This is a genomic window from Acetatifactor aquisgranensis (assembly GCF_943193215.1).
Taxonomy (GTDB): Bacteria; Bacillota; Clostridia; order Lachnospirales; family Lachnospiraceae; genus Acetatifactor; species Acetatifactor aquisgranensis.
The window spans coordinates 93,335-119,815 of record NZ_CALPDH010000013.1 but is presented as its reverse complement, the minus strand read 5'-3'; the positions used below and the strand labels follow the sequence as shown (position 1 = coordinate 119,815).

The 26,481-nt window shown below is 41.8% G+C and carries 22 protein-coding genes; 17 read left to right on the top strand and 5 right to left on the bottom strand.

The window, feature by feature from the left end:
- The first annotated feature begins 58 nt into the window (after window positions 1-58).
- Complete coding sequence (locus NFS35_RS12980) at window positions 59-250, top strand: hypothetical protein (protein WP_251207554.1); 192 nt, start codon at window positions 59-61, stop codon at window positions 248-250.
- Between the two features lie 119 nt (window positions 251-369).
- On the opposite strand, the gene NFS35_RS12975 is transcribed toward NFS35_RS12980, so the two are convergent.
- Window positions 370-2,049: an AAA family ATPase gene (locus NFS35_RS12975; protein ID WP_251207553.1), complete on the bottom strand. Its 1,680-nt coding sequence runs from the start codon at window positions 2,047-2,049 to the stop codon at window positions 370-372.
- Window positions 1,979-3,781: an AAA family ATPase gene (locus tag NFS35_RS12970; RefSeq protein WP_251207552.1), complete on the bottom strand. Its 1,803-nt coding sequence runs from the start codon at window positions 3,779-3,781 to the stop codon at window positions 1,979-1,981. The genes NFS35_RS12975 and NFS35_RS12970 overlap by 71 nt, the downstream gene beginning before the upstream one ends.
- 220 nt (window positions 3,782-4,001) lie before the next feature.
- On the opposite strand from NFS35_RS12970, the gene wecB reads away from it, so the two are divergent.
- The 16 genes from wecB to NFS35_RS12895 all read left to right on the top strand — a co-directional run bounded on the left by wecB (window position 4,002) and on the right by NFS35_RS12895 (window position 23,055).
- Window positions 4,002-5,120, top strand: coding sequence for a non-hydrolyzing UDP-N-acetylglucosamine 2-epimerase (gene wecB / locus NFS35_RS12965; protein WP_251207551.1), 1,119 nt, complete (start codon window positions 4,002-4,004; stop codon window positions 5,118-5,120).
- Between the two features lie 20 nt (window positions 5,121-5,140).
- A complete protein-coding gene (locus tag NFS35_RS12960; protein WP_251207550.1) occupies window positions 5,141-6,400 on the top strand; it encodes a nucleotide sugar dehydrogenase in 1,260 nt (419 codons plus the stop codon).
- Between the two features lie 11 nt (window positions 6,401-6,411).
- On the top strand, window positions 6,412-7,218 hold the full coding sequence (locus NFS35_RS29890; RefSeq protein ID WP_408629634.1) for an ABC transporter permease: 807 nt from the start codon (window positions 6,412-6,414) through the stop codon (window positions 7,216-7,218).
- Between the two features lie 41 nt (window positions 7,219-7,259).
- On the top strand, window positions 7,260-8,033 hold the full coding sequence (locus tag NFS35_RS29885; protein ID WP_408629637.1) for an ABC transporter ATP-binding protein: 774 nt from the start codon (window positions 7,260-7,262) through the stop codon (window positions 8,031-8,033).
- Window positions 8,030-8,281: a hypothetical protein gene (locus tag NFS35_RS12950; protein ID WP_251207548.1), complete on the top strand. Its 252-nt coding sequence runs from the start codon at window positions 8,030-8,032 to the stop codon at window positions 8,279-8,281. The genes NFS35_RS29885 and NFS35_RS12950 overlap by 4 nt, the downstream gene beginning before the upstream one ends.
- A gap of 4 nt (window positions 8,282-8,285) precedes the next feature.
- Entirely contained in the window at window positions 8,286-9,941 is a 1,656-nt protein-coding gene (locus NFS35_RS12945) for a CgeB family protein (protein WP_251207547.1), read from the top strand.
- Window positions 9,942-9,973: 32 nt separating this feature from the next.
- Window positions 9,974-11,230, top strand: coding sequence for an FkbM family methyltransferase (locus NFS35_RS12940; RefSeq protein ID WP_251207546.1), 1,257 nt, complete (start codon window positions 9,974-9,976; stop codon window positions 11,228-11,230).
- Window positions 11,231-11,239: 9 nt separating this feature from the next.
- The gene (locus NFS35_RS12935) at window positions 11,240-14,557 is read left to right on the top strand and encodes a glycosyltransferase family protein (RefSeq protein WP_251207545.1); all 3,318 of its coding nucleotides are present in this window, start codon (window positions 11,240-11,242) and stop codon (window positions 14,555-14,557) included.
- Window positions 14,558-14,593: 36 nt separating this feature from the next.
- Window positions 14,594-15,673 (top strand): DUF6270 domain-containing protein, encoded by a 1,080-nt coding sequence (locus tag NFS35_RS12930; RefSeq protein ID WP_251207544.1) that lies wholly within the window; start codon window positions 14,594-14,596, stop codon window positions 15,671-15,673.
- Window positions 15,670-17,328, top strand: coding sequence for a heparinase II/III domain-containing protein (locus NFS35_RS12925; protein WP_251207543.1), 1,659 nt, complete (start codon window positions 15,670-15,672; stop codon window positions 17,326-17,328). Before NFS35_RS12930 ends, NFS35_RS12925 begins: the two co-directional genes overlap by 4 nt.
- A gap of 40 nt (window positions 17,329-17,368) precedes the next feature.
- Entirely contained in the window at window positions 17,369-18,157 is a 789-nt protein-coding gene (locus NFS35_RS12920; RefSeq protein ID WP_251207542.1) for a hypothetical protein, read from the top strand.
- 17 nt (window positions 18,158-18,174) lie between these two features.
- On the top strand, window positions 18,175-19,248 hold the full coding sequence (locus tag NFS35_RS12915; protein ID WP_251207541.1) for a glycosyltransferase family protein: 1,074 nt from the start codon (window positions 18,175-18,177) through the stop codon (window positions 19,246-19,248).
- Window positions 19,249-19,344: 96 nt separating this feature from the next.
- On the top strand, window positions 19,345-20,322 hold the full coding sequence (locus tag NFS35_RS12910; protein ID WP_251207540.1) for a radical SAM/SPASM domain-containing protein: 978 nt from the start codon (window positions 19,345-19,347) through the stop codon (window positions 20,320-20,322).
- A 227-nt stretch (window positions 20,323-20,549) separates the two neighbouring features.
- Window positions 20,550-21,806, top strand: coding sequence for an AAA family ATPase (locus NFS35_RS12905; RefSeq protein WP_251207539.1), 1,257 nt, complete (start codon window positions 20,550-20,552; stop codon window positions 21,804-21,806).
- Window positions 21,803-22,618 (top strand): hypothetical protein, encoded by an 816-nt coding sequence (locus NFS35_RS12900; protein WP_251207538.1) that lies wholly within the window; start codon window positions 21,803-21,805, stop codon window positions 22,616-22,618. The genes NFS35_RS12905 and NFS35_RS12900 overlap by 4 nt, the downstream gene beginning before the upstream one ends.
- Before the next feature lie 185 nt (window positions 22,619-22,803).
- The gene (locus NFS35_RS12895) at window positions 22,804-23,055 is read left to right on the top strand and encodes a transposase (RefSeq protein ID WP_251207537.1); all 252 of its coding nucleotides are present in this window, start codon (window positions 22,804-22,806) and stop codon (window positions 23,053-23,055) included.
- Between the two features lie 43 nt (window positions 23,056-23,098).
- Here the strand turns inward: NFS35_RS12895 and NFS35_RS12890 are convergent, their stop codons facing one another.
- The 3 genes from NFS35_RS12890 to NFS35_RS12880 form a co-directional block, all read right to left on the bottom strand.
- Complete coding sequence (locus tag NFS35_RS12890) at window positions 23,099-23,617, bottom strand: ATP-binding protein (RefSeq protein ID WP_251207536.1); 519 nt, start codon at window positions 23,615-23,617, stop codon at window positions 23,099-23,101.
- Window positions 23,618-23,765: 148 nt separating this feature from the next.
- The gene (locus tag NFS35_RS12885) at window positions 23,766-25,472 is read right to left on the bottom strand and encodes an AAA family ATPase (RefSeq protein ID WP_251207535.1); all 1,707 of its coding nucleotides are present in this window, start codon (window positions 25,470-25,472) and stop codon (window positions 23,766-23,768) included.
- Entirely contained in the window at window positions 25,429-26,415 is a 987-nt protein-coding gene (locus NFS35_RS12880) for a glycosyltransferase (RefSeq protein ID WP_251207534.1), read from the bottom strand. Before NFS35_RS12880 ends, NFS35_RS12885 begins: the two co-directional genes overlap by 44 nt.
- Window positions 26,416-26,481: the final 66 nt, after the last annotated feature.

Sequence of the window (26,481 nt, the reverse complement as noted above, 5' to 3'; positions counted from 1 at the left end):
TTGCAAAGAGGCACTTTAGAGTATTATAATTATCAAATCGACAGTAGGAGGAATGTTTATGCAATCAGAAAAATCAAGACAGACTGTAACAAAAATCCGTCCTTATGACGGCTATCAGGGCCGTCCGCTATGGGAAAAGGATGATCGGAGCACTTACTATGATTATGCAGCCGATCAGCAATGCAGAGTTCCTCTTCCGAGCGTGGACGAACTGAGGGAGGAGTTGGGGATGGCTCCCCTTCCTCATTAGGAATTTACACAGAGACGAAAAGCGGTGCTGGAGAATTTGTTTTCCCGCACCGCTCTTTCATTTTATACATGCACAATTCAGATGGTAAGCGCTTTATATTTCAACGGCGTGACTGCCGCTCAACCAATCAGCACCTTCTTCCCCTCAAAGGCAAAGCCGTATTTCCGAATTTTATCTCCTGGAATTCCTTTCTCTTCCAATGTGCAGGCATAGTGCTTTTCCTCAATCTGCTTCAAAGCTGCACACACGGTATCCTCCAGGCTGCGCTCCTCCCCCGGGTCGCGCACCTTGAACTCAAAGATGAACGCGTCATCATCCCTGTTTCTCGGCTCCAGCATGACATCATAACGTCCGAATCCGCTCTCCCTGTTCGATGTAATGCTGTACCTGTCCGCCAGGTCAACCATCAGTCCCAGCACGAAACCATGGTAGAACCGCTCCGGCTCCGAAGCCTCTGATGGCCTGTTTCCCGAGTCAAAGCAGCTGAAGGTGGCCATGGCTGTCCTGTTCATATAGATGTTCATCGCCTTTTTGTCGCCCAGCAGCAGGGCCTTGACAAAGGCATTATAGTCCGGGGTATATTCCGCGAGCCAGCCATCAATCATGCGCTCAAACATCATCCGCACTTCCCGGTTCGTCAGCCGAAGCTCATAATCCGCTTTTCCGCGTTCATCATACGTGACATGCTCCGCTTTCAGATAGCCGCTGGCCAGGAGCAGGCTCCAGATTGCATTTATGTTATGGTCAAGCTGAGCGAATATGATTTGTTCGTCAATTGTCGTGTGGAAGGATTTTCCCTGCAGCAGATCTTCCATGATGATTTTTACATCCGGTATCCCTTCCCGGACCAGCTTTCCGACCAGACTGTTGGAGCTGGTGTTCGCCCAGTAAGGCCTGAACTGCCGTTTGTCCAGGTAGTTAATAATGGACCAGGGATTGTAAATGCTTCGTTTTTTCCCGAACGCGAAACCGTCATACCATGCGCATACTTCTCCTTTTTCCACGAGTCCGAACTCATCCATGGAGGCAGACACCTCCTCTTCCGTGAAACCAAAGCAGTCCCCATATTCCTCCGAGGTGACCGTCACCACCTTTAAGTTGTTCAAATCCGAGAACATAGACTCCCTTCCTACTCTCGTGATTCCTGTCATGATGGCGCGTTCCATATATGGATTTGTCTTAAAAGTGGCATTGAACAGGCTTCTGGTAAATGCAGCCATCTCATTCCAGAATCCGTTCACATAAGCCTCCTGCATGGGCGTATCATATTCGTCTAACAGGATTACCACCTTTTTTCCATAATAACGGGACAGATAGCAGCACAGCATCTTCAGCGAAAAGGACGCCGCACTGTCCTCCATGTCCGCCGATATCTCCCTGAAATCCCTCTTCTCGCTCTCGCTTAACGGGCCATCCTCCAGCAGGAAATTGAACCTGTCGTAAAGCGCCTTAATCACGCGGCACATCGCTTTCCTCGCCTGCGCAAAGGATGTCTCCTTGATATCCGCAAAGCTGAGCATGAGCACAGGGTATGTCCCCTGAAGCCTGCGGAACTTCTCCTCTTTCCAGATAGCCAGGCCTGCGAACAAGTCGCCCCTGCCCGCGTACTCCACAGAAAGGAACTTCTCCACCATGCTCATGGTCAATGTTTTCCCAAAACGCCTGGGCCGGGTAATCAGGGTCGCGCTGTCCCCCTCTTCCCACCATTCCTTTATGAAATATGATTTGTCAACATAAAAATAACCTTCCCTCCGTATCGTCTCGAAGTCCTGACATCCGATGCTCACTGTCCTTGGCATGTGTACCCCCTTTCCCAATCAACACCCTCTTCCCGCAAAAAGCAAAACCATACTTCCGAATCCGTCCCCCGGGAATCCCTTTCGCCTCCAGCGCCGCATCATACCTCTGCCGCTCTATCTGCGCCAACGCCTCTTCCACCGTATCCGAAAGTTCCTGCTCCTCATCTGTATCCTGCACTTTAAATTCTATAATAATCGCATCTAAATCCTGATTATCCGCAGCTCTGCTCTCCCGCTTTGGCTCCAACATCACATCATACCTGCCAAACCCGCTCTCCTGGTTAGAGGTCAGCACATATCTATCCGCCAATTCCACCATCATCCCCAGCACAAAACCATGATAAAATCGCTCCGGCTCCAATTCAGAGGGTTTCTTTCCCATATCAAAATAACTGAAAGTCTGCAGAGCGACCTTGTTCATATAAGCATTCATCGCCTTTATATCATCCGCCAGCAGAGCCTGCAGGAACGCATTATTGACCCTGCGGCATCCCCTGAACCAATCCTTAATCATCTGACGGAACATCAAGCGCACTTCCATGTTCGTCAGCTTCAAATCATATTCTGTTTCTCCGCTTTCTTTCTTAAATTCCACATGCTCCGCTTTCAGGTAACCGCTGGCAAGCAGCAAGCTCCATATAGCGTCGTCGCCCTGATCCAACTGATCAAAAACAACCTGCTCATCAAGCGTGGCCCGGAAACCCTCCTCCTGAAGCAGCCTTTCCATAGTCATCTTAAGTTCCGGGCTTCCCTCACGTACCAGTTTCCCAACCAAGCTGTTAGAACTGGTATTGACCCAGTAGGACGCCGCCTTCCCTTTATCCAGATAATTGATGATAGACCATGGGTTGTAAATATCTGTACGGTTTCCGAACACAAACCCATCATACCACTGCTTCACTTCCTCTTTCCTGTCAGACAGGCCATATTCATCCAGAGCCGCAAACACTTCTTCTTCCGTAAATCCGAAACTATCCGCATATTTTTCCGAAGTAATGGTCACTACCTCCAGATTGTTCAAATCCGAGAACATGGATTCTCTGCTGATTCTTGTAATCCCCGTCATGATTGCCCGCTCCAGATAAGGATTCGTCTTGAATGCGGCATTGAACAGGCTCCTGGTGAATGCGACCATTTCCTCCCAATACCCATTTACATATGCCTCCTGCATGGGAGTATCATATTCATCCAGAAGAATAATTACTTTCCTGCCATAGTAACGAGACAGATAAATGGACAAAACTTTCAGAGAAAAAGATGCCGCATTATCTTCCATTTCTACAGATATCTGCCTGAAGTCATCCTTTTCGCTCTGGCTCAGCAAATCCCCTTCCAGCAAAAAGTCAAATCTGTCAAACAGCAGCTTGATAGTACGGCATATGGCTTTTCTCGCCTGCGCAAAGGAGGTCTCTTTGATATCCGCAAAACTGAGCATTATAACAGGGTACGTCCCCTGTAGCTGGCGATATTTATAATCCCCCAAGGGGGATTTTTCTTCCCATATGCTCAACCCCTCAAACAGGTCTCCTCTGCCCGCATATTCCATCGAAAAGAACTTCTCCAGCATATTCATTGCCAATGTCTTTCCAAAACGCCGGGGACGGGCAATCAGCGTCACGGCATCGTCCGATTCCCACCATTCCTTTATGAAACCGGTCTTATCCACATAGAAATTATTCCTCTTCCTCAGACTCTCAAAATCCTGATTTCCAATGCTTACTGTTCTTGCCATATACCTGTCGCTTTCTTTGATGCATAATTTATGACGGAATTTGCAGCTGCCTTTATAGAAATTATACTGTAAAACATTCTTGAAAACAAGGATTTCATGAAAACTAGTGCCTGGAATGCTTGTGATCAAGGCATGATAATGGCGGATTATCAGAGGTTGGCAGATATCCCCCTGGCATTTCCCCACAAAAACAATCAAACGATAAAAGGACGGAACCAACATGGCCCTCAAAGTAATGAGCATATTTGGAACCAGACCGGAAGCCATCAAGATGTGTCCTCTGGTAAAAGAACTGGAAAAGCATCCAGAAATAGAAAGCACCGTATGCCTGACAGGGCAGCACAGAGAGATGCTCCAGCAGGTCATGGATATATTTGGCACAAAAGCCAAATACAACCTGGACATCATGCGCCCAAGGCAGACATTGACCACGATTACATCCTCCATCTTAGAAAAGCTGGAGCCCATCCTGGCCCAGGAGGCCCCTGACATTGTACTGGTACATGGCGATACCTCGACCTCTTTCGTATCTGCCCTGGCGGCATTCTACCAGCAGATTCCGGTAGGACATGTAGAAGCAGGGCTGCGGACTTTCAACAAATACTCGCCGTTCCCTGAGGAGATGAACCGGAGCCTTACCGGAAGAATCGCAAGCCTCCATTTTGCCCCCACAGAGAACAATCGGAAGAACCTGGAGGCTGAAGGAATCACAAACGGGGTCTTTGTGACGGGGAATACAGTTGTCGATGCGTTCCGGACTACCGTAAAGAAAGATTACCGGTACAAAGATACTGATATCAGTGCCATCAATTTCACCGGAAGACGCTGTATCCTGATGACCGCGCACCGGCGAGAAAACCTGGGAGAACCCCTCCGGAATATCTGCCGGGCTGTAAAGAAAATCGTTGAGGATTTTCCGGATATAGAAGTCGTCTACCCAGTACACATGAATCCTGCGGTGAGGGATATTGCAACGGAAATCCTGGGAGATATGGGGCAGGTACATCTGATTAATCCCCTGGATGTGGAAGATATGCACAATCTCATGGCCAGAAGCCACCTGGTCATGACCGATTCCGGTGGCCTTCAGGAAGAGGCGCCTTCCTGTGGAGTCCCAGTGCTGGTACTGCGTACGGAAACCGAAAGACCGGAAGCTGTAGACGCAGGAACAGTAAAAGTCGCAGGCATTGACGGACAGGCAATCTATGAAAACGCAAAGCTGCTGCTGACGGATGATGCGGCATATGACAAAATGGCCAAGGCTGTAAATCCCTACGGCGATGGACATGCCAGCGAGCGAATCGTAGCAGCAATTTTGGATTGGGCACAAAAGAACTAAGATACAAGGAGCAGGAGAAGATGAAATTATGTGTTATCGGCCTAGGCTATATAGGCTTGCCGACTTCGGCAATGTTTGCCAGTCACAATTGCGAGGTTGTCGGAGTCGACATTAAGCAGGAGGTTGTAGAACTCTTGAATCAGGGACATATCCATATTGAGGAACCCGGCCTTGAGGATGTCATCAAGGAATGTGTTGAATCAGGAAGCTTCCGGGCCTCCACAAAACCAGAAAAGGCTGATGCTTATATCATATCAGTCCCTACCCCTAATCATGATGACGAGCTTTTAAGCTGTGACCTCACTTATGTATTGGAGGGAGTCAGATCTGTCATCCCTTATCTGGAAAAAGATAACACTGTTATCGTGGAATCAACCATTGCTCCGAAATCGATGGATGATTTTGTCAAGCCCATCATAGAGGAGGCCGGCTTCACCGTTGGAAAGGATATCTATCTGGCCCACTGTCCGGAAAGGGTCCTGCCCGGCAAGATTCTCTATGAATTACGGCACAACAATCGCATCGTCGGCGGCATTACCCCCGCCTGTACAGAGCATGCTGCAAATATCTATGCTGCTTTTGTGGAAGGTGAAATCATCAGGACAGAAGCAAAGACTGCAGAACTCTCAAAATGTATGGAAAACACTTTCCGTGATGTGAATATCGCCCTGGCTAATGAACTGGCAAAAATCTGCTACGAGCTGGATGTGAACTGCCTGGATGTAATAGAAATGGCCAATAAGCATCCACGCGTCAGCATCCATCAGCCCGGGCCTGGAGTTGGCGGACACTGCCTTGCAATTGATCCTTATTTCATTTATGCCAAGGCACCCGAACGGGCTCAGATTATCAAACTGGCCAGGGATACCAACTGCAGCATGCCGGCATATGTAGCGGATAAGGCCAAGATGCTCATAAAGGAAATCGAAAACCCCAAGATTGCCGTCTTTGGAGCTACTTATAAAGGGAATGTGGATGATATACGCGAAAGCCCTGCATTGGAAATCATCAGCCTGCTCAAAAACGAGGGCATGAACATTGCGGTTCATGATTCCCATGTAGCCAGAGCCGATTTTGTAACACTGGAGCAGGCCGTGGAAAATGCAGATTTAATACTTGTTTTAGTCGACCACAATGAATACAAAGAACTGCCTCACAGAGAGCTGGCCAAAAAAATGCGCCATTCTGTTCTATTTGATACCAAGAACATTGTAAAGGAACAGCCTGGCAGCGGACTTGAGATTATTAATTATGGTAATATCTATCAATATAAAAAATAGGAAAACGGTATATGTTTCAATCAGTGAAAACAGTTATAACAGAAAATTGGCAGAACCGTTATCGATTGATACGATTGGCTAATTATGAACTGAAAGCTCAAAATTATGGTACTATGTTTGGGTTCTTGTGGAATTTTTTCAACCCTGCCCTACAGATTTTTGTATATTGGTTCGTATTTGCCATAGGGCTGAGGCAAGCCTCCCCTCAGGATGATTATCCCTATCTGATTTGGATGATAGCGGGTATTATTCCATGGTTTTATATCAGCGGCGCAATGCAGTCCTCGGCTACAAGCATATATGCTTATTCCAACATATTGAAACGGATGCGCTTTCCTCTCGCCATTGTACCGGTAAAAACTGTTTTATCGCAGTTTATAGGACATATCTGGGCATTGTTAGTGATATTTGTTGTCATGATTTGCGCAGGAGTCAGATTCTCCCTGCGAAATCTGCAGCTAATTTATTTCATGTTCAGTGGACTATGCTTTTTAATTGCCTTGTCGCTGCTGTTCTCTTCCATTACAGTACTTTTCAAAGACTTTCAGAAGTTCCTCAGTTCTGCCATACGATTGTTGTTCTATATCACCCCAATCGTATGGAGTCAGCTGTCTTTGAATCCTACTTTGGTTTTTGTATTGAAGCTGAATCCTTTTTATTACCTGGTGGAAGGATACCGCGAAAGCCTGCTCTATCCCCATGGATTATTGTACCACTGGCGACAGATGCTATATTTTTGGAGTATTACTCTCATTCTATTTGTAATCGGAAGCAATATGCATATGAAATTCAGAAAACAGTTTATCGATTTGCTATAGAGGTAATTGATTTGAGCGAAACAGCTGTCAAGATAGAAAATATGTGGAAAGAATATCCCATGTTCAAAAGCGACCGCGAAAGGCTGCGGACCCTTTTTTCTTTTCGCTATATGCCAAAACAGTTCACCGCCTTACAGGATATCAATCTGGAATTTAAAAAAGGAGAAATTACCGGAATTATCGGAATGAATGGTTCCGGTAAATCCACTCTTTCCAGTATCATAACGGGAATCACCTCTCCCAGCAAAGGGAGCATAAAAGTCACCGGAGAAGTAAATATGCTGTCCGCCAATGCAGGTATGGAAAATCACTTGACAGGTTTGGAAAATATCCGATACAAGGGACTGCTGATGGGACTGACCGATAAGCAGATCATCGCTATCCGGGATGACATCATCGAATTCGCCGATATTGGCGAACATATCGAGCAGCCGTTGCGTACCTATTCCAGCGGCATGCGCTCCCGCCTGGGTTTTTCCATATCCATACACATGGATCCTGATATCTTGATTATCGACGAGGCATTAGCTGTTGGAGACAACAGTTTCTCCGATAAATGTCTGGCAAAAATGGATGAATTCAAGAAAAACGGAAAAACCATCCTATTTGTAAGCCATTCCGTCACTCAGATGGAAACCTTTTGTGACAAGGTATTATGGCTTCATCGTGGGAATATTCTGGGAATTGATGTTCCATCCCGAATCATTGCACCCTATTGCGGATTTGCGCGGGAATTCAATGCGATGACAAACAGTGAAAGAGCTGAATTTAAACCTACTTTATCAGAATATCAGGAAAAATATTTAAGCAAATGATTTTATCTAATAATTGGGAAAAAGAATATCAGTCTGAATTGATACAATGTGCAAGGCAACTTCGTAAATCAGAAGAATACCTGCAAGATTTAAAAGGACAACTTCGCATCCTTGAAGCAGAAAATGATTTTCTATCCGAAAAGAATACGGAATATGAAAGAAAATTATCTCTCCTTACCAACAACCCGCTCAGCAGAGCAGGATTAAGGCTGTATCATTTATATCATAAGTTACGGCAAATGAGGTAAGTGCATGAAATTTGATTATGGGGAACTAGGATATGAACGTAAAAGCATCCTTGCAGCCAGAAAACGTATAGAGAGCTTTCTTTCTGATAAAGGGATTTCTCTGAATTTAGATACTCCGGAATTTCATACAGATGCTGTTACCTTAAAAGAGTTAAAGATTGCTGCCATCATGGACGAATTTACCTTTTTTTGTTATCAGCCCGAATGTGTGCTTTTTGGAGTCAGTCCAGATAACTTTGAACAGGAACTGGCTTCTTTTCAGCCGGATATGCTTTTTGTAGAATCCGCATGGAACGGAAACCACGGACTATGGAAAGACAAAATCGCCCATGGCAGCAAAGAATATTTTGCGCTGGCAAGTTATTGCCATAAGAAGCATATTCCAATTATTTTCTGGAATAAAGAAGATCCTTTTCATTTTGAAGATTTTCTGATTATAGCGAAAACAGCAGATTTTGTTTTTACCACAGACAGTGATATGATTCCTCAATATCGTTCCCGCCTGGGAACGAACAAAATCTATCACTTACATTTCGCTGCACAGCCCAGAATCCATAATCCAATCGAAATCGGTAATCGTCAGGATAAATTTTGCTTTGCAGGAGCTTATTATCGCTGTTATCCGGAACGTGCGGAGGTATTTGAACGTTTTGCACAGGTTTTTCTTTCAACCAAAGGTCTTGCGATTTATGACAGAGAATATGGGAAAAGGCATTCGGCTTATAAATTCCCCTCCAAATATAAGCCTTACATTTTAGGAAATTTAAAGGCAGATGAAATCGAAAAGGCACACAAAGGATATATTTTTGGCATCAACATGAATACAGTCACTTCCTCCAGCACGATGTTTTCCCGGCGGGTATTTGAACTTATGGCATCCAACACGGTTACAGTTGGAAACTATGCTAAAGGACTGGAGAATTATTTTGGGAACAGAACTATATGTACGAATGATGCAAACGTTTTAATTGATAAACTGGAAAACTATTGTGCCACAGAGGCTGCCGTTCATAAATATAGATTGTTGGGTTTACGCGAAATATTAACAGCGCATTTATATGAAGACCGGTTAAGCGATATAGTCAAAACTGTATACAACCTCAGTCTGAAAAAATCTCTTCCATGTATTACAGTTATCTCACAGGTTCAAAACGAACTGGAATATCAATGGATTATAGAAGAATTCAAGGCCCAGACTTATGATAAGAAACAGCTGTTTCTCTTCTATGGAGATGAGTTGGCCCTGGGAACACCTGACATTAGCTCTCATGAACACACAATGCAAAGTCTTCTTGGAGATACCGTGTCCTCTGAATATATTGCTTATTTTCATCCTTGGGATTATTATGCTCCCAACTATTTATACGACCTCATATATACGCTCCGATACTGCGATTCCAGAATCATCGGGAAAAATGCGTTTTATTCTATCACGGAAAGCGCTTTGCACCATCATTCCGGGACTCCTTATTGCTATGGGGATAATGTTGCTGTCAGACGCGCCATTATCAATATAGAGTTTGTATCCCGGATGACAATATGGGATTTTTTTACCCTTAATGCTTTATGGGGAAAAGTCTTCTATATTGATGAGTGGAATTATTGCGAAAATACACATTGCGTTAAGTGCAAAGATGTGGAAGACATGGAATTGTTTTAATCTTTGTTCATTTCAGAAAGGAATAGAACCGTATGGAAAAGATTTCTGCTGCCTCAGTAAATGATTTGATCATAGAGGGCATCGAAGGCGATTATGTCTTTGAGACCATAAAAAAACAAAATTCATTTTACGAGAATTCCATATTGGAAAAATGGCTTCCTTATATCAGAGACAGCAAATTTATACTTGATATCGGTGCCAACCTCGGAAACCATACTCTCTTCTGGGCAAAAAATATGCAATATGCCGCAATATATTCTTTCGAGCCCTATAATGTCAATTATGAAAGGCTCTCCAATAATATTGCAAACAATTCTCTGAAAAATGTTTTTCCGGTAAATTATGGTGTGGGCGCATGCAAAGGATATTCCAATGTACTGAACTTTTCTGAAGATAATTATGGAGCGACCACACTTGACACAAATATAAGCGATTCCGGAGATATCAGCATAACCGATATTGATTCATTTGTATCCGAACGCGGGCTGAGTCAGGTCGACTTTGTCAAAATCGATACAGAAGGCTTCGAGGAAAGCGTGCTGGCCGGTATGCAGCATGTAATAGAACTGCACCATCCTGATTTATGGATTGAAGTATCAGAAGAATCTTTCCGCCATGTTATTGATTCTTTATTGACTATGAACTATGTTATGGCTGATGTAGAAGGCTTTAATGTACTATTTTTAGCTCCAATACGCCATGCCAATATCCCTAATGCAGATATTATGAATATTTTGGCACAACATTTCAATAACCTGAACCGTACCAATAAATATTATCAAAATTATATCACCACAAAGGGATGGGTAAACGCAAAAAACGCTATTATTGAGGACTTGAAGCAGTATAATGCCAAGCAGAAAGAGGAATTGTTCCATGTGAGACAAAAGATTCAAGAACAGGAAAAGGATTTGCTCTATGTCAGACAAAAGATTCAAGAACAGGAAAAGGATTTGCTCTATGTTGAACAAAAAGCAAAAGAGCAGAAAGAATACCTACTTTCAATAAAGAACGAAAAGAATAGATTGGAGCATCAGCTACAAGAAATCCAAACTCAGGATTATAAGTTTGCTCAGGAATTAGCAAACCTAATACTTTCCCAGGATTCACAGGTTCAGGTGCTGTTGCGTGCCAAACATCTCATACAGACCCAGCAAAGAGAATTGCAGCTACTAAGACAGGAAAATGAGCTGTACAAACAACGTTGGGCCAAATTATCCAGCAAATGGTATGGCAAATTGGCTTTGAAAATTTATTATCGCCTTAGAGTATTAAACATTCTAAAATAGGAGACTGTCATGAACATCATTAACGAGATAGAAGAACAAATTCAAAAGATAAAACAGCATCGTCAAATAATCATTGACCATTTGCAGAAACAAGGAAATAATGCCTTACTGGATTCTCTGATAGATAAAAATGTGTCCAGAAGTTCTTTTTCCCTGAAAGCAAAGTCTCTTAAAGAACTTCGCGTTGCCGCAATCATGGATCAGTTTACTCTTGAAAGCTATCGCCCCGAATGTCAGCTGTTGGAACTGACACCAGCTAACTGGGAAAGCGAAATTCGTGATTTTGATCCTGATTTACTTTTTATCGAGTCTGCCTGGAAAGGCAAAGATGATTTATGGTACCGAAAAATAGACCGAAGCAGCAAGGAAATCTATGAGCTGACAACCTATTGCCATCATCAGAATATTCCTGTCGTTTTCTGGAATAAGGAAGATCCAGTTTATACAGCGCAATTTATGACCACTGCCTCTATGGCCGATATCGTATTCACTACTGACATCGATTGTGTACAAAGGTATAAAACCGAACTCGAACATGACCGAGTGTATCATCTCCATTTTGCAGCTCAGCCTTTGCTCCATAACCCAATTGAGAAATATGAGAGAAAGGACAAATTTTGCTTTGCTGGAGCTTATTATCACAAATATAAGCATCGGGCGGAAATATTTGACAAATTTGCAAAGATATTTATCCGTACAAAAGGATTGGACATTTATGATAGAAATTATCAAAACGCACGACCGGAACATGCTTTTCCCGAAAGTTATAATCCCTACATTTTAGGCAGTCTTCCATCCAGTCAAATAGACATTGCCTATAAAGGTTATATGTATGGCATTAATATGAATTCTGTACAACAGTCACAGACCATGTTTGCCAGAAGAGTATTTGAAATGATGGCTTCCAATACTATTACGATTGGAAATTATTCCAGAGGGTTGAAAAATTATTTTGGTGATTTAACAATATGTACAGATGACGACCGCACTATGGAACATTGTCTGCAGGAATATTGTTCTGACTCCCATACTGCCAGAAAGTATCGCCTGGCCGGATTAAGGGCAGTTCTGTCCGAACATTTATACGAAGACCGTCTGAATTACATTGTAGAAAAAGTATTTGGAGTAAACCTGAAACCCCAATTGCCGATGATTGCCATGGTTGCACGCTGCGATAATGAATCTCAGGTTGCGCATGCACTCAAGAGCTACCAGCGCCAAAGCTATCCGCATAAAAAATTATATATTTTAGGTCAGCAGACCGTAAATGATACAGCTGATATTATAAATCTCACACAGAAAGAGGCAGAGGATATTTCCGCTTCTTTGGAGGAGATTGATTTTTATGCCTGCTTATGCGGCGATGACTATTATGGCCCCAACTATTTAACTGACTTGGCACTGACCTGCCGTTATGGGGCATATTCCGGCATCGGTAAGGCAATGTATTATGATTTCGACCATGGTCAGTATACCTTACAGGCATCTCAAAAAACATATTGCATGGTTCCAACTCTTCAATCGCGGCGTTCTATTATCGGCACGGAATTGACATCCGGCTTTTCTTTATGGCAGGTAGGAGAAAAAGATAATACATGGAATAACGAAAACCTCTTTACGATTGATGTATTTAATTATTGTGCCAATTATTCAAAAGATTCATGTGCCTTTGTAGATGATTTGGTTATCTGCGACAAAGGAATTCCGCTAAAAAAGATTGAAAACAATGCCGAAAAAATTTCTTCCCAGGACTTGTCCGGCACCCCTGTAGAAATTATCATAGGCAATACCTTGGCACAACAAATGAAAGCTTCTAAAAGAATTGTATGCGAAACAGCTGGAAATAGCTTCAAAATTACTTCACATTTACAGGAGGGGGTTCATGAATATATCTTCACTAACCAAAACTACTTCCTGGAAAATTTAGTACAAGAAAACGTATTGAAAGTAAAGTTTGATGCAGAAGGTGATTTAGATTGCATTTGTGTCTGTGTTTTTTATGATTCGGAAGGGAAAAAAATTGAACCACAATATCCCAAAGCAAAAATAACAACAGATTTAACTGTACCAGCTGGCTCTAAGAGCATAAAACTAGGTTTTCGTCCAAAGGGAACTGGTTCTTTTATTGTCCATAAAATTATATTAGGTAGTGGCATTGGATCTGTAGATGAAGCGGCATGTTTTTTGTGCAGATCTAATGTATTGGTGATTAGCAATCAATATCCTACACATGAAGCATTGTATCGCAACATGTTTGTCCATAAAAGAATACTTTGCTATAAGGAAAAAGGATACACTTTTGATGTTATGAGAATAAATCCGCAAATCCAAGATTCTTATCGAGAATTTGATGGAATTAATGTAGTTGATGGTGGCCAAACTATGTTGACATCAATATTAGACAGTGGCGAAATAGGTATTATATGTGTTCACTTTTTGGATGCCATGATGTGGGATGTGCTTAGGCATTATACCAAACAGCTTAAAATCTTGATTTGGTGCCATGGTTCTGATATACATCCATGGTGGCGCAGAAAATACAATTACAAGAATTCCGAAGAAGAAACACAAGCCAAACTTGCGTCAGAAAAAAAAGAAAGCATGTGGAACGATATTTTTGAGCATATAGAAGAATATCCTAACATACATTTTGTTTTTGTATCGAAAACTTTTGCAACGGAAATATTTGAAGATTACAATCTTCATCTTCCTCAAGGAAGCTATTCAATTATACATAATTGTATTGATACAGCGCTGTTTAACTATGTGCCAAAACAAGCTGAACAGAGAACTAAAATTCTATCTATCCGCCCTTTTGCAAGCAATCAATATGCCAATGACTTAACTGTAAAATGTATACACGAATTAGCAAAAAAGGATTATTTTAATCAGTTAAACATTAGAATACTTGGAGATGGTATTTTATTTGATAAAGTAATTAAATCCTTAAGAAAATATAAAAATGTACTATGTGAAAGACGTTTTTTGCATCAAAATGAAATAGCCGAGTTACACAAAGAATATGGATTATTTCTTGTACCAACTCGTTGGGACAGCCAAGGTGTATCACGTGATGAAGCTATGTCAAGCGGATTGGTTCCTATTACAAATGCAATAGCGGCAATTCCTGAATTTGTGGACGAAACTTGTGGAATTTTGACATCTGGGGAAGATTATATGGCAATGGCTGATGGAATAGATGAACTATACCATAAGCCCGAATTGTTTTTGCAAATGTCGGCCAATGCCGCGGCGCGAATCCGAAGCCAAACGTCAAAAGAACATACCATAGACAGGGAACTTATGCTAATTGACCCACATAAATGATATAGAAACATATTTCTCAAGGAGGGACCGATTACTATGGACAGCCAGAATGCTATCACAATTCAGCATAGCCAGAAAGAAGGAAATAATTATATTCATGTTGAAACGGCGATTTCCAAAAGATACGGCAACGCTGAGTATGCATTCTATTTATTCCGTAACGGAGTCAAAGTAGAAACGAAATGGTATAGCAACATACCAAATTGTGATTTCGGCATCAATAAGGATGGCATTTATTATGCTGCCGTTTTTATTAAGGAGGCAGAAGATTCCCCTTTGATTTATACAAGCTATCCTATTCAGGTTCTACCCCCCCTGGAAGAGGCAAAGGCTTATCCGTCAAGTACAATAAGTATCTTTGGAAGCTGTGTGTCCCGTGATCTTTTAGAATACTCTAAGAATATAGAGCTGATATATTATATAGCCCGCCAGTCGGTCGTTTCAGCGGTGAGTGCGTCTATTCCTGTATGTGAGAGCGAAATTCGACTTGACTCTGCATTTCAGAAAGAACAGGTTTTTAATGACTTTAATAAATTGACTTTCACTTTGCTTCGTCACAAAAAGTCGCAATACATGTTAATTGATTTGGTAGATGAGCGTTTCCAATTGGCAAAATATAAGGGCAGTTATGTGACTTACAGTCTGGAATGCCAAAAGAGCGGCCTATTGCCTGAACATGTTTCCTTTGCTCGTAAAGAGAGTGTGTGCCTGAATAGTGGTGAAATATCTTATAAGATAGATGGAAAAAACTTAGATGAATTTCTGGATAAGTTTTGCGATAAACTCATGACACTTTACTCTGCAAAGCAAATTATTCTGCATAGAGTATATGGTGCCGAATGTTATATAGACGATTCGGGAGAGGTACATCCATTTGACCAAAATACTGTAGGGCGGGTGAAACATGACAATTATTTATATGAATATATGTATGAATATATCCATAATAAATTCCAAAGAAAAACATGCAACATTGATATATCCAGAGGATATTACGCTTACCAAAAGCACAAATGGGGCTTATCCCCGATACATTTCCAAAAAGAATATTATCAGAAAGTACTGAGTGAAATAAATTCCTATATTGGGCTTCAATTGGAGGATTCAAACCTATGATTTTGCTATGCCGAAAAAAAATTCTATTTTGTATTTTGATATTGTTCCTATTACTTATAGGCTGCGCAAAAGGCGAAGATATCCATGAGTCACAGATTGAGCAAACTGCTTTTTCCTGGGGCATTACGCTGGAACAGTTTAACTGTCCCATTGATTTTCCTGCGGATTCCGATGTGATAGAAATTGCGGATTTGATAATGGAAGGCAAAATGATTGTATTGTATTCATCGGAAGATATGCTTGCATACAATCCGGATGATATGAGCCAATTTGACTGGAATGTACAATATTCCAATTCGCCAAATACTTTCCAGTTGTACCTGCAATGCTTAAATCCTGTCGCTTATCTGACAAGAGGATATGAATTATCGGGTAACGAAAGATATCTTGTACAGGCACAGGCAATATTGGACAGCTGGATTTCTTATACGGATTGTTCTTCCGGGGGAAATCCTTTCCTCTGGTACGATCATGGCACAGCTCTCCGTTCAGAAACCATTATCTATTATGCCCTTATAATGCAAAAAGCCGGGAAAGCGGATGATGCTTTCATCCAGACAATAGACAATCTTTTAATCGAGCATGCGGAATTTCTCGCAAATCCGCAAAAATATACTTCAAATCACAATCATGGAATCTTTCAGGACAGAGCCCTGATTTATATTGCCTATTTATTAAATAATGAACGGTCTGACGAATGGGTGGCGCTGGCAAAAGAACGTCTACAGGCACAACATGATTATGCATTTAACGCTGAAAATGTACATGTGGAAAACTCACCTGGATACGCTTTCGGAGTTATGGAGTTATTTCTGGATATCAGCAATTTTCTTTCTCAATTTGGAGATTCCTATGGAGAAGAGCTTTATGCCGATATTTATGGTTCAGCTGAGTTTATGTCCTGGATGATAAAACCTAACGGCACTATTGCAGAAATTGGGGATACAAACTCTATACCCGATTATGAATCGACACATTACAAAGATTTGTCTCAATACGGAAATGAGCACTTAATCTACTCCTCTACTTTAGGGGAATCAGGGACACAGCCTGATTCGTGTTCCTGTATATATCCAGTTTCCGGCTATTATTTCGGCAAATCGGCCTGGCTTGCGGAAAATTTCCCTGATTCAACATGGTGTATGTTCAAAGCAGGATATAGCAGCAAAACACATAAACATGCTGATGATTGTTCTTTTATGCTTTATTCCAAGGGCCATGATATTTTCGTGGATCCTGGTTGGTATAATTATATAAGCGGAGATAAATATAGGGATTATTTTATTTCATCCAAGGCACACAATACAATTCTCGTTGATGGCAAAACTTACTCTCCTACAGCTGAAAATAGTTCAAAAACCGGCATAATAGATTATTCTCTTACAAATGAATATGACTATGTTCTCGGCTTCAACTCGATGTATCATGGCGTCGAAATCGATCGGCATTTCTATTATCTTGGAGATGCAGTTATTCTGTTTGACAATATTGAATCCGAAGAAGAACATGATTATTCCCAATTGTTCCAATTATCTGAATCCATGAAAATACTCAGCCATAGCGATACAGAAGTAATAATGGCTTTAGCTGATACAAATTATGTTGTACGCATCAGACAAATAAGTGATACCCCCCCCTTATTTAGAATTGATTAGTGGTACTGATGAAACAGATTACGGACATATATCCCGTTCGATGGGGCTTTTAGATACAACAACAACTCTAAAATTTGATATGCATTGTTCCTCTGGTTCTTATATAACAGTCATTACTATAGAAGATGAAAACGAATATATAGAACTAACGCAGAAAGAAGCGGCTGAAACTATGAAAATTAAAGAGTCAGATATTATATATGACAGCATCAGTAAAACCATATCATTGGATACCATTTCCATACCACTAAAGCCTCGGGAGCATTTCGACCTGCAGAATGTAGTAGTCCAAACAAATGGAACTATTTTAACCGCCGATAACCTTACAGCCAGAGAAGATTTATCCTATGCTTATTATCTGATAGACAAACTGACAGCTACTACAATACTAAAATCCGATTATGCAGAAAGCCCTGTTTTCTCCTGCACAGTTCCACAGGGCGAATATCTGTTAAAGGCCTATGTCAAGTCAAAAAATGGGCAGCGTAAATCTGCGATTATTGCTGAAATCGCGAATGTATCCGGTGACGAAGCCACTGTTGTGAATGATGGTTCTGTTTATAACCTGAACTATAAAGGCCAGACATTGGAGCAGATTGATGAATCCACCTATAAATTTTCTGTAGACTTTGATTATTCGTGGAACTTCAATATTAAATGGTATATTTATAAAAATGGAGGCTATTACACTACCATGAATTCTTCCGGAAGAGATTTGACCTATTCTTTTGATGAACCTGGCAACTACACAGTTATGTATTATTTAACTACACCAAATGGCGATAATGAATTCTGGAATTTTCCTATAATCAATTATACCGGGGATTAATATGTCATGGTGATATTATGAAAGAAACTCAGATGCTATATATTATGGGAATTGATTGGGATTGGATATACCAACGTCCGCATATATTTGCCGATAAACTATCTCGAGATTATCGATTAACAGTCATATTTCCGAGAAGTATTTTGAAAAAGAAGAAAAAAATTCCCAATAAGCCAGGAATCAAATTTCATATCCTGTGGACAATTCCTTATCAGGAAAAAAGCAGGTTGATTGGTAAGATTTCAGCCTTGCTAAATGCCGGCTTATTTAGAAACCTAAACCGTTATCAATATGTTTTTATTGGGTATCCCTTATATGCCCGTTATATTCCTGATGATTATAAGGGCAGTATAATCTATGATTGTATGGATAATTATGAGTTCTTATATCCTGATTCAAAAAGAGTCGCCAATATTTTGACCCAGGAAGTCAAGCTAATTCAAAAGAGCAGGCTATTGATAGCATCATCTGAATCGCTGCGAAAAAAAGTGGATTTCATTGCAGGTCATCCGAAAAGTATTTTAATCAGGAATGGCACTGTCTCCCATGATATACATCATATAACTCGGCCTGCACCGAAAACGAGATATTTATTGGGATATATTGGCACAATATCGAGCTGGTTCGACTTCCCTCTGGTTGAGAGCAGTTTAGAAATGATACCTGATATTGAGTATCATTTAGTTGGCCCTGTAGTCATTAAAAAGCCTTACACTACCGGAATCGTTTATCATGGCTCAATTCCCCATGATACATTATGGGATGCAATCAAAGAATACGATTGCCTTATTATGCCTTTTATCGTAAACGACATAGTGTTAGCTGTAGATCCCGTAAAATTGTATGAATATATCGCTTTTGGGAAATGTATTATAAGTGTATACTATCCGGAAATAGAGCGCTTGCATGACTTTGTATATTTTTATAATGATAGAGATGAGTACATAAATTTACTATTAAGCCTTATAGAGAAACATTTTCCACCTAAATATAGTAAAGAACAGCAACAGACTTTTCTCAATACAAATACGTGGGAGAAAAGGTATGAAATACTAAAAAAAGAAATGGAGTTGATCAAGGATGAAAATTGAATTCAAAATCCTAGAGGATGTACTGTATGTACAGATTGAAGACGAAATTACCCCCCCGAAACACAGTATGCTTTCTATTTGATGAAAGATGAAATTGTGATAGAAAAGATATGGTACTCAAAAGCAAAAGTATGCAATTTTGAATTGAAAGGATATGGACAATATTATGTAACAGTGTTTGAAAGAAAAGGAACTGAGACAAGCATTCAGAAAACACCAGCTGTCTATTATTATGGGAAAAATAAGTACTGCAATTTTTTCAAAATCGAAGAAATGGAAATGACAAATAGCTGTAATCTTAATTGTCATAATTGTGGAACACCTACCACACATTATAAAAAGGGGTTCATTGATGATGGCACTGTTTTGGCGACTTTAGCCTGGACAAGAAAAGGGCAGACATTAAATTATCACAGGGTAGGAGAGCCATTGCTGCATCCTAAATTGTGCACTTATATACAGTGGGGCGTTGATGCAGGTATCAAACCTGTAATCAGCACAAATGGTATATTACTGACAAAGGAAATGCTGATAAAACTCTATCATGCGGGTTTAAGGCATTTAGTCATTACACTTCATACTTTGAAATCGTTAGAGGCTTTTTTGATGTGTTGCAGTTGGTTTTCTGAAAATGGCATTGAAGCAATAAATTTCTCCAAAAGACACTTGAAAGAATACATTAATAGTGGAGACATAATGTTCTTTCAAGGAAAAGTACTTGATTTCCCGCCTGATGAAGAGCAGGGAAAATATGTCAGAAATACTTTAGATAATATCCCAGATGAATTTAGGCATTTACTGCAAATGATTCCCGTACATACCTGGGCAGGAAATGTCGAGGGAACAAAAAGAACTTTGGAGGATGCCGATGCATTGAACCATCAAAGGAATTGCTATTTCATCAAGCAGCATGTGATAAATGTAAGATGGGATGGAACAATTGTCGGGTGTTGCTTTGATTTTGAAAATAAGAACGAGTTAGGCAATATTCGGGAATATGCATCCTTGGACAATCATCTGGGTAAATATAGGCTATGTAAGCAGTGTGATGCTAATTGGGCAGTGGAAAATTAAAATTCAAAAAACTAAAAAATGGGTAATTACAGTTGGAGGCTACGAAAGAATGAATGATAAAAAACATATACTTTTCAGAATCTATTGAATTATACAGCGAGACTTGAATCCCGAACAACGAAGCGAAGAAAATTCTTGCGAAAATAATGTTGCTAACCAGAACAGAATTATGTTAAACTATACAAGCAGAGCCAAAAACTGGTCAAAGAATATGGAGAGCAAATCATATGATTCGTAGTTTTTCATGTAAAAATTTTCGGAATGTCTTTTGCGAAGATTTGGAATTTGCAAAGATAAATATACTGATTGGTGCGAACAATGCAGGAAAGAGCAATTTTATCAGGGCATTGTCTTTTGCGGCTAATATGGTGAGCAATCCGAAAGCGGAGACAACAGGATTTTTGTCAGAATTGAAGCGAAACGGATGGAATACTGCTGTAGACAGGCATGCCCATGACTCATCGTTTCGATTTGTCTGGAATCTTGAGCTGCTGAAAGGGCGTTCGGTTGTTTACACGCTCTGTGCGAATGTTGGCAAAAAAAGAGAGGAAAACTATATTGCGGAGGAATCCTTAGACAGCTCTGAGGCGCGGGAAGGCGCTCTTGTGCCATATAATTTTTTCCGGTGCCATTCTCCTAAATCGGGAATCGGAGCCTTTTCAACGGCAGGAATGACAGGGGCAAAGAATAAACGGCTGTATACAGATGTCAATAAATATGAATCGGTGCTGCTGCAGATGGACAATCTTTTCTTTGAGAAGAAAGAGTTGTTCAGTACGCCGTTTGTGCGCGATGAGATACGCAATGTGCTTGAAGCCATGCGCATATACTTCCGCAGCTTTTTCTCCTATTCCTGCACGGCATTTAATATTGCGGCCATCCGTGAAATGCAGGATGAACAGGCTGACGGCAGTTATCTGAAAAAGGACGGCTCAAACTTTGTCAATGTCTTTTTGAATACGATGAATATGGATTCGGAATTCAGGGATAAGTATTTATCTGTGCTGAAAAAGCTTGTAAATTCCTGTGAAGACATCCGTGTGCCCGAGGCCGGGGGGAAAATATGGATGGAACTGAAAATGAACGGATATTATTTCCCTTTATCGGAGCTTAGCGATGGTACGATTCATCTGCTACTGCTATTGCTGATGCTGAATCTTCCAGAGCATAATGGCATTTCGATGCTCGCCATAGACGAACCGGAAATGAATCTCCATCCGGCATGGCAGAAATTGCTGGCAAAGGAGATATTGCGTTGCCAAAGCTTTAAACAGTGCTTTATCAGCACGCATTCGCCAGATTTTTTGGATGAGTTTACAGATGGATTCCTTTTGGGCGAGGTAGGGATATTTGTCTTTGACCCGCTTAGCAGAATTCCGCTGCGCAAGCTGGATATAGAAGAAATGAGGCCAGAGCTAGGGGAATGGACGCTTGGCGATTTGTACCGCATAGGAGATCCGATGATTGGAGGGTGGCCTCAGTGAGTGAAAAGAAGCGGGTAGCCTGTTTTTTTACCGCAGGCTATACAGAATTGAACGCTATGAAGTCGTTTATGCAGAAAATAAATGACGGAGTTGAATACATCCAGCTGTGTCCCATTGGACCAAGAAAAAGTAAAGGAGCTATCAAAGATAGGCATAAACATCAAATTTTAAAAGAGCAAAACGGAATGACTGGAGAAAAACTAATTGACTTTGCGGCTGAATTTATAGGGAAAAAGCGATTTGAAGAGGAAGGCTATGAAGCTATTCTGATAGAGGACGACAAGGATGGACGATTCCTTTCGGTGCAGGAAGACGGCACAGGCATTATCGATGAGGATAGCTGGAAATGCTTTAAAAATAGGGTCATAGAGCGTTTGAATAAAATACGCCCCGATATCCCTGTCATCTTTTTTTATGCGGCACCGGAAATAGAGGCATGGTTTTTGGCAGATTGGAGTAACGGATTTGGCAATGTATATAAAGATGTCTACACAGTGCGTCAAAATGAATACTTTAGTATAAAATTCCGCAAGTATGTGAATGACAGTATTTTGACAGATACATATAGAAATTGTATTGAGAGATATGGTTATTTTGAAGAAAAATATAGGAAACTCAGTGCAGAAATTCAACGAGCGCTTCAGGAAATCGATTTCCTGGAAGATTACATGCCAGAAAAAGAACATCCGACAATCTCCTATTCTAAAGACAAGCAGGGAGGGGCCATGTTGGAGTGCGTGAACCCCAAAACAATTCTGCAGAATTGTTCTTTCTTTTTTAAAGATGGCTATCAAAGTCTGCAGACGCTTTAGTTTATGATAATAGCATCCATAGTGCGGCAGACGTCTACGCTTTCCTGCAGGATGGCTTCAAGGGCATCCTGCAGAGTTCATAGAGGCAGAGCCGAACATGCTGTTGGGGGACATGGAGGCCGCCAACAAGCGCAAGTGCCATTCCCCCAAGAAACTCAAAAGCCAGTATGAGGAGCTCCCGATTGATGTCCCCCAGGACAGGCAGCGACCCTTTCGAGTTCATGGACTGCATCCACTACAGGATTAAGGAGGACAGACGAATCCTCAGCCTGAAGGCCCATATGGTGCTGGGTGTCACGACGGAAGTATACAAGGAGAGACTCAACATCACGGTAGGCACCAATGAAAGCTCCAAGTTTTGGATAAGGATGCTCAGCGACCGGAACGGAAAGATTTTTCCTCCACAGACACAAAAAAATTTACAGCCTCAAAATTGATACCTAGCAGCAAAATATTGCAATAATTGTACTCTGAATTCAACTAAAAGCCTTGTCTGGTAGTCCTACGCATTAATTCATTAAATGAAGCAGAACCAATTTCTACTTTTTCTGTATTGCTACCTCTCCTTTCGTAAAATTCATTTTTGTATGTAAAAGAATGTCCATTATTTTTACATTTAAGAATAACAACTGTTTTCTCCTCATAATTTATGACATTAAAATTAGTCAGAATTTGACTTTTTACGTCATCTTGAATCGGCTGTTTAGAAATCTCTCTCTTTAAATATTGAACATAATTTTCTAAACTACCCCAATACTTCTTTACTTCATCATTAATGCCTGTAACAAAACATTTATCAATCTCTATCCAATTAGAATTGTAATGGCTTTGATAATTTTGGGCAGAAGCAATATCATTTGCCACACCAATTATTACAATACCTTCTTCGTCTGAATTTGTATTTGCCATAGCTGTCAACGTTTTTACAATCTTGGATACAATATTGGGATTTTTTGAACCATCTTCTAATAATGTCAAACCAAGTTTAAAATCATACATTTGCTGTTCAATGCCGATAGCTTTATTTAAGAGATCTTCAAATTTTAATATACCTCAGCCGCTCAAACTGCTTATCAAATAGTAAAACCATCAATTTCTGCCCGAAATCCAGATATAAACTGCTGGCCTCATAACATTCCACATGCTTTTATCCCTGCACCACTACCTTACACTTTTTCCTGCAGCAGCCAATCCCATATCTGATGATAGTATCCATTCCGTCCTGTCGCAGCCGGGCATCATAATCCATTCTTGCTATCTGTGCCAGTGCTTCCGTACAGGCCGCCTCCAACTGTTTCTCCTCCGCATATTTGACTTCTATCACGATACCGATTCCCTCTTCCGCCAGTTCTACCAGAATGTCACTGTATCCATCCCCAGATTCTGCGTTGGAAGTCACAATCCAGTCTTCCCGATGTCCCAACAGCCCCAGCAGTATACCATGGTAAAAATTCTCTTTTCGGTTCTTTCTTACGGCAGTATCCCGAATACTGATTGTCCTGCGCAAGTATGCACCAAACTGCGCCTCCACCGCAGCAGCATCCGCCTTGAGCAAAGAGTCACAAAATGCGTCCAAGCCAGAGATATCTTTTTGAACTTCTTCCTGAAACCACTCCATGACCTGCTCCACAAAAATCTGCCGAATCTCCAGATTAGGAAGAGCCAACCGATACATATCGCCCTCCTCTGCCCCGCGCCGGGTCAGGTAACCAGTGGTGAAGAGCACACTCCACAGGTTATCGATGCTTTCATACAGTTCCCGATAGGTCAGCTCCTGACGGATGCGGTGAAAGACTGTCTCCCCCGCAATCAGAGTTTCCAATTCCCGCTTTGTCCCGGATGTCGCCATCCGGATGAAACGTCTGATGATGTCGTTGCCGCTGGTATTAATCCAAAAAGCCCTTGGATAAGCTTCCCTGTCAAACCGCAGTTCTCTGCAATAGTTGATGACATCCCATGGACAATAGACATCCGACATCCCAAATCGATATCCATCATACCAGTTTTTCACGATGTCAAATTTATCAGCCACCCCATAGTATTCCAGCATTGCGGCAACTTCTTTGTCAGTAAAGCCAAAATATTCGCCAAAAGGCACATCCGTGACCGAAAATGTATTAAAATTGTTCAGCCCTGTAAAAATGCTCTCTTTTGCTATCCGCAGGCATCCTGTCAATACAGCAAAATACAGGCTATCGTTGGTCTTTAGGGCCTGGCCAAACAAACCTCGAATCAAGCTGACCATCTCGTCATAGCAGCCGGACTGCTGAGCCTTGTCCAGAGGCACGTCGTACTCATCTATCAGAAGGATGACTTTCTGTCCATAATGCTTGCACAGCAGCCTGCACAGGGTTCTCAGACTATCCGTAAGCGCATTGTCCGACATGGCAAACTGCCTCTGACCATCTGGGTCAATCGCAATCAGCCGTTGATAGCGCTCTTTCTCTTCATCTGACAACTTCCCACTCTCCAAAAGGAACTGGAACCGCATGGCTTCATCTCCTATAATAGAGCGCAGCATATCTTTTGCCCCCTCAAAGTCCCTTGCGTCCACTCCCTTTAATGTGATGGAAATGACCGGAAATTTCCCCATGTATTTTTCACAGTACGATTTTTCCTTGCTGATTTCCAGCCCATCAAAGATTTCAGCCCTACAGCCATATTCAAAGAAATACCGCAACATGTTCATGTTCAGAGACTTGCCGAAGCGCCTGGGGCGAGTGAATAGGTTCACTTCTCCCCAGTTATCCAGCAATTCCTTTATCAGCCCTGTCTTGTCCACATAGTAGAAATTCTCTGTCCTAAGTTTTTCAAAATTTTCTATTCCGATAGGTAGTTTTGCTTTTTTCTCCATTCCCCTTTTCCCCTCGCACAATCACCAAATCACAAACCACCGTAGCCAGCCGCACATTCCGTCTGTCCCGAAAAGCCCGCCGCAGCACCATCCACATCTTCCCGGACTTCAGCGCCTCGTACCGCCCCTCCATCGTACTCAGCTTCTCCTGCAGAGTCCGCTTCCCCTCTTCTGTCCGCAATACCTCCCCGCCCTGGAACGCCCGAAGCATATCGAGATACTTCTCTATCTCCCAAAGTTTCCTCTCTTTCTCCAGCAGCCTCCCCACCCGGTGCTCTTCCGCTGCCGTATTGCTCTCATGCCGCCTGTGGTAAGCCAGTTCCTCATCCAACTGAAAAAAGGCTCCCTCCTCCGCTGCCATGGCACAGAGGAAGATATCATGGGGAATCCGATACGCCTCTGTGCTATCCTGTCTCCGCTCCCGGTACCACCCATTCCGATACGCCAGCACCATCCCGGGCCATTGATACTTATAGAAAATCTCCCGAAGCTCCACCCTGTGCAGTTTTCCCGTCTCCAGACTATGGGTAGGCGCCATCACGGCATGAATCTTCTCGCCCTCCCCATCCATCAGCCCGAACTTACATGCCACAACCGCCGCCTCCGGATGCCGCTCCAACGCCGCGCACATCCGCTCCAGCTTTGTCTCCGCCCAGACATCATCCTGATCCGCCAGGAACACCACATCCATGTTGCACAGGCTCATCACATCATAGAAATTCCCCGGATATCCCCTGTTCTCCTTATTACAATACAGTCTCCAGCTTTCCTGCAGACCGTTCCTTTCTATAAACCGCCGGACAGTCTCCACTGTCCCATCCATAGAGCAATCGTCACAGAGGATAACCTCATCTGCCTTTCTGGTCTGCCTGAAAATAGAATCCAGCTGCTTCTCAATATATTTTTCTCCATTATAAATTCCCATACATACAGATATCGTCATATATTACCCATACCACCTTTAGCCATAAACCGCAATAAATCTTGCAATTCTTGTTTTATTATACAA